The following is a 6,104-nucleotide window of genomic DNA, read 5'->3' on the forward strand; positions in this document are numbered from 1 at the left end:
CATAACTGTGGGAGATGGATTCATCGACAGGCCGACGAATCAACACCGTGATAACGAGAATCAACACCACCGAAACAATGGGTACGATCACCAAGTTGCCGCTAAAGACGTAAATGGCAAGCAGAAAGATAATGACAAACGGAATGTCGACCAGAGTGCTCATGGTCGCAGAGGTGATAAAGTCTCGAATACTTTCGAACTCGCTGACCATTTTTGCAAAAGAGCCGACGGAGGCCGGGCGATATTCCAGTTTGAGCGCTTGCACATGCGCAAAAATCTTAGAAGAAAGAATAACGTCTGATTTGCGTCCAGCGATATCAAGAAAGTAAGTACGTATTAACTTTAGAAGCAGGTCAAAGAAAAAGATAATGCCGATACCAATGGAGAACGCCCATAGGGTATCGAAGGCCGAATTTGGTACAACTCGGTCGTACACATTGCGTACATAAAATGGGCTAGCGAGTACGAATAGGTTAATCAGCACCGAGGCAATAATAACGTCGCGGTAGATGGGGAAGGAGAGCCTAAGCGTATCCCAAAACCAATGCTTACCGGCCTCACCAGTAACGAGTCGGCGCTCTTTATCAAATTGGTATTCTCGCTTGATGAAGAAACAAAATCCGGTGTAAAGCTCTTTCAAGCTGTCGATTTCCATCTCGACTTCGCTCAAACCTGCTTCGGGCCGAATGATGGTGGCTTTGTTGGTCGCGTTATCAAGGTGGGTTAACACACAGGCATGACCGTTGTGCAGAAGTAAAATTGCTGGCAGAACCTCAGGGACGATCGCATCTAAATCCCGATTTAAGAGTCTGGCAGTCAGCCCTGCTCGTTCAGCAGCACGAGGCAGCAGAGTCGTAGTGAGTTTGTTGTCCTCCAACGGGAGGCCTGCGGCTAGCGCAGTCGCTGTCACTGGCTTATCGTAAAGCTTGGCAACCGCAACAAGGCAGTCGAGCAATGGATCAAAGTGCGTGCGTTCAGGCGAGCCGGTATCCCAGCTAGCCTTCTGCTCGTCCATTTTCTGTTCCGTCATTTAATCTCCTAAACCTTACAGCCTAAATGGGTGGCAAGGTGTCATCGTCTGGTTTCGGTACCAGGCTATCCATATGTGAGCTAGAGCTGCCAGCCATCGAGTCATCATGTGCCGATGCCGCAGCATCATGCGCGGCGTTATTGGAATCGTCTGAACTCGCGTCTTTACCTGCAGCATTGGCGTCTTTGTTGTCTGGATCTGCAAGTGCTTTTGCATCCGCTTTCTCTTTGTGATGTGCGCTTAGATGGTCTGCAATCATGTTCTGCAGTGCATCGTTCGATTCATTATCGGCCGCTGAACCAAACACTTTTGAGGCCCTCTCATCAACTTCCGTTCCCATGGAGCCTGTATGGCTCTGTTTGAGATCGTGAAGCCGACTAAAGTCGACGTCATTTACTTCTGCTGACTCGTCAAATGCAAGCGTAATTGTTGGAATCGTAAGATCATCGACGACAGATTCATCGGGTTCGTCATTTTGAGTATTTGTGACAGGTGCCAAAGACATATCCTTTACCGCAATATGTTCAACGTAATGCCCACTGTGGCCGTGTGTCGCCTGCGCACTCAAATGCACTTCCACAAGCATCTGAGTCGCTGCGACACCACCTTGAGTAATCACAAAATGCTCAATAACATCTCCCGTTACACCGGTCCCAGTTTTATGCACGCCAGAATCTGGAGCCCCAGTGTTATAGGTCACTACACCCGTATTTGGATCGACCGAGAGCGAGCCATACTGCCCGTGCTCTGAGTGTTCTATTGCTCCTGTTTTAGGGTCTTGAACACCCCAGTTTCCGCTTGATCCCGTAGGACTCACCAGCGTTGCCGTCATACTCGTACCTCCGCCACTTAGCCCCGTAATCGTCGGAGGAGCGGTCATATCTGGTGTCACTTCAATATTCAGAACATTTTGAGCAGACTCGCCAACGGTACTGCTTCCTCCGGTGTCGACTACACGATAAGTCATAGGTGGCACGCTGCCGGTAAAGCCAGAAGCGGGATCAAATACATAATGCCCGTTGCCCTCTATCGTTAACGTCCCTACACCAGCAATGGTGTATGGGTTTCCGGGTGTTACCGCAACATATTGACCATTTGCTGTATCATGGATCTGAATATCGTGTAACACGAGATGCGCGTTGCTATCTGAATCGGTCGCGGCCGCGCTTGTTCCTTGGTCAGTGTCAGCGCCCGTAATAACATTGCCTTCAATCGCCCCGCTATGCTGTTTCCCTGAATCACTAAAACTGTGCAATACCGGGGCGTCAGCACTACCTTGCACATCAATGGTGAGGGTTTGCGTCGTCGTTGTTCCGTCTGTTGAGGTTGCCGTGACCGTAAATGTATCGTGGACGGTTTGACCCTGCTTCAAATCTTGTACATTTTGTTGGCTGTTATCGAGCGTGTAAACCCAGTGCCCATCCGCTTGCAAAGTAAGGTGACCATATTGGCCTGCCTGATTATTCAGTGGCGTTAACGAAGAAGACTCGCCAGCATCCGGGTCTTGCGTAGCGAGCACTCCAGAGACAGCGACTTTTGGTCCATCTTCTGTTACCTGGCCTGACGTGTCGCCCGTAATAACAGGCCCATCATTACGCCCTGTCAGCGTGATTTGAAAGGTTTCAGTCGCGATATTCCCTGCTTTATCTGTAACGTTAAAGTTAAATGTTTCTTGTTGGTGCTCATTCAGGCTCAGTGCTTGCGCCCGAGCGTCGGGCGTATAGGTGTAAGAGCCATCAGCGTGGATCACGAACTTACCGTAGTTGCCCTGTTGTTCGCCGAGCCCTCCGGTCACTTGAACACCGGTTTCGTCATCAACAATCAGGTTGCCATGAATGCTGGGCTGATCTTCATTCATGCTGGCATTGTTATCTTGCTCGGTGGCCACGGTGTCTTTGATAATCGTGTCAGTCGAGGTTGCAGTTGTGCCGTCATGACTGGTCGCATGCGCCGTCACGGTGAGTGTTCCGTCTTTTAAGGCAGAAAGGTCTGCGATTGTTTGATAAGTGCCATCTGCAGCAACGGTGATATTGGCCTTGTCGACGGTGACCGTTGTTGTGCCATCGGTGATATCAATGCGCTCTAGTGTTGACGCTACGCTCGGGTCGAGCGTACCTGATATAGCGGCCGCACCAGATTCGCTGGCATTCAAAACATTGTCCGCAGTATCAGCTATATCAACATTTACGATCGGTGTATCTGCCACAGCTGCTAAGGACATGGATGCAGAGGTAGCGACTGTCGCGCCCTGTGGGTCTTGTATATCGTAGGTGAAACTGACCGCCCCGTTGTAATCAGGATCGGGCGTGAAGGTATACGTTCCGTCTTTGTTGTCTGTGATCGTGCCGTGGTCTGCACTAAGGTTATGCACACTTAGCTGTACTGTTTCACCATGATCAACATCCGAAGCATTGGCCAGCAGTTGTGCCTCAGTTAACGTGACTGCAGTATCCTCTGTGCCGGCTGCTAAAGTCACACTCGATGAAACTACTGGGGCATCATTCGAACCATTGATCGTGACGGAAACCACATGGACGGTGCCGTCGGCACTGGTCACGGATATTCTGTCCTCCAGGTGTTCATTGACACCCAAGCGCTGCACTGCCTGATTACTGTTCTCCAGGCTGTAACTCCACTGTCCAGTCGCATCAACACTGAAGTGGCCGTATCTGGTTGCAGCACCCGTTTGAGTCTGGAAGTGATCTTCACCTGAATCAATATCGGTAATCGTCAGCTGACCACTAGCGGTCAGGGAGGTGTCTTCGGTGACGGTTTGTGCCGACACGCCTGCAATCGTCGGCGCGTCATTGCTGCCGTTTACCGTCACCTCAAGCACATGCGCAGTGCCGTCAACAGAGTGAATCGTCAGCGTCTCTTTAAAGGTGTCGCCGTCACCCAAGCTGTTTATGTTTGAGTTGTCATTGTCGACTTTGTAGAACCAGCGGCCATCGGCATGCAAGATGAATTGCCCAACGCCTTTGTCACCGGCGACCCATGAGCCGGTAGCTGCTGCGCCGCTGCCATGCACTGTGCCCGTCGGCGTAAACTGGTTTTGGGCGGTACCATCTGGGTCGACAACACGAACCAGGTTTTCTGCGGTATGTAGGCTTCCTGACGAATAAACGTGTTGGTCTTCATTCAATATTTGTTGATTTGGGGTCGTGTCGGTAATCACAGCCGCGTCAGGCGTGCCGGCTAAAGATATCGTGGCTTTTGCAGCAGAAGAATCAGCCAATCCATCGTTTACTGTGTACCCAAAGTGAACATCACCATTCACATCCTGGGCCGGTGTAAACACGAGTTTACCAATATCGGCTGTGGCTATGTCTTGGCCTGCCGTTACTGCACGCCCATCCAACGATAACGCACCCTCGGCCGGATCGGGCAGGGTGGTGATGGTGATATGGTGCATCGCGGCGCCAAAGTCTGCGTCGTGAAAGCCAAAGTCGGCGGACTTGAATGTGTATGCAGTGTCTTCCGTTCCACTAAGGGCGACGCTCGTAATGGTTGGCGCATCGTTGCTACCATTGATCGTTATATCAACCACTTTGGTTGTGCCATCGGCTGAAGTCACGGTCACATGGTCGGTCAAACTCATATTGACGCCCAGCGCTTTGACGACCGGATCGGTGCCGCTAAGCGTGTAGGTCCATGTACCGTCGGTTCGCATATCGAGCGTGCCATGAGCCCCGGCCAAACCACTTGCCGCTTTGAACGACGCCTCACCAGCATCTACATCGCTTATTGAGATTTTACCGCTTGCACTCATCGCTGACTGGTCGGTCACGGCGCCGGTGGCGGCTCCAATAGTGGGTGCATCGTTGGTACCGGTAATCGTGATCGTGAGGTTTTGAGTGTCAGTCGCACCCGCCGAGTCCGTAACTGTCACGGGAATAGTTAGGGTTTGTGTCTGACCATCGGGCAGCGACTGGTACGCGGCATCCTTGGGATTAAAACTCCAGCTACCATCGGTATTTAATTTGAACCCGTCGACAGAAGACGCAGGGGCATAGCTCAAATGGTCGCCACTATCTGGGTCTGTAGCGGTCAACTGGCCCGTTGCCTGCTGTCCGTCTTCATCGACAGTCACAGAAGCAATCGGGTTTAAGGTCGGGGCGTCATTGGTGTTGTTCACGACTAGGTTGAAGGTCGTGCTGACTGTAGCGCCCTGGCTGTCCGTCGCGGTGACCGTCACCTGTGTGGTTCCGACATCCGAGTTCTTTGGCGTGCCGGTGAAGGTACCTGTCGCAGGATCGAAGGTTGCCCAAGACGGAGTGCCGGAGGCACTGAGAGTCAAGCTGTCAGTCGCATCGACGTCAGAAAATGTGTCGACCGGCAAGGCAAACGTGAATGATGCGTCTTCATTGGCCGTTTGCGTCGTCACAGCATTTGCAACCACTGGAGCGTCGTTTGTGCCTTCAATGGTCACCGTAATCGTATGTCGCGTTCCATCAGCACTCGTCACCTCAAGGCTGTCGGTGAGCGTTTCTTTAGCCCCAAGCTCTTGGATGGCAGTTTGCGCGTTGTCTGCGGTATACATCCACTGTCCGGTCGCCGTGATTGCGAATTCTCCGAGGGACGCATTACCAAGCACATTCATCTGTTCGACAAACCTGGCTTCACCCGCATCTGCATCGGTGATGGTGAGCCGCCCGCTCACCTCTAAAGTTTTAAATGAAGAGACATTCTGGTCTTCTGTAACCGCGCCTGTATCTTGACCCGAAATAACAGCCGCATCGGCCACAGCTGCAAAGGACATAGATGCAGAGGCAGCGACCGTCGCGCCTTGGGGATCTTGTACATCGTAGGTAAAGTGAACAGCCCCGTTGTAGTCTGCTTCGGGAGTGAAAGTGTAGGTACCGTCTCTATTGTCTGTGATCGTACCGTGATCTGCATTAAGGTTATGCACACTTAACTTTGCTGTTTCACCATGATCAACATCCGAAGCGTTAGCCAGCAGTTGTGCTTCAGTTAACGTGACTGCGGTATCTTCGGTTCCTGATGCTAATTTGGCGTCACCACTTACGATTGGTGCATCATTGGTTCCCGTAACCGTGATATTGATTCTGTGCGT

At 51.7% G+C, this 6,104-nt stretch carries 2 protein-coding genes; both read right to left on the reverse strand.

What is annotated here, in order from left to right; all coding sequences use genetic code 11:
- Positions 1–1,030 (reverse strand): ABC transporter transmembrane domain-containing protein (locus A3751_RS12075; protein WP_231876887.1); only part of this gene is annotated, 1,030 nt, incomplete at its 3' end.
- A 22-nt stretch (positions 1,031–1,052) separates the two neighbouring features.
- The coding region (locus A3751_RS12080; RefSeq protein ID WP_156492401.1) for a VCBS domain-containing protein at positions 1,053–6,104 on the reverse strand (5,052 nt) is incomplete at its 5' end.

This window comes from Oleiphilus sp. HI0080 (assembly GCF_001635135.1).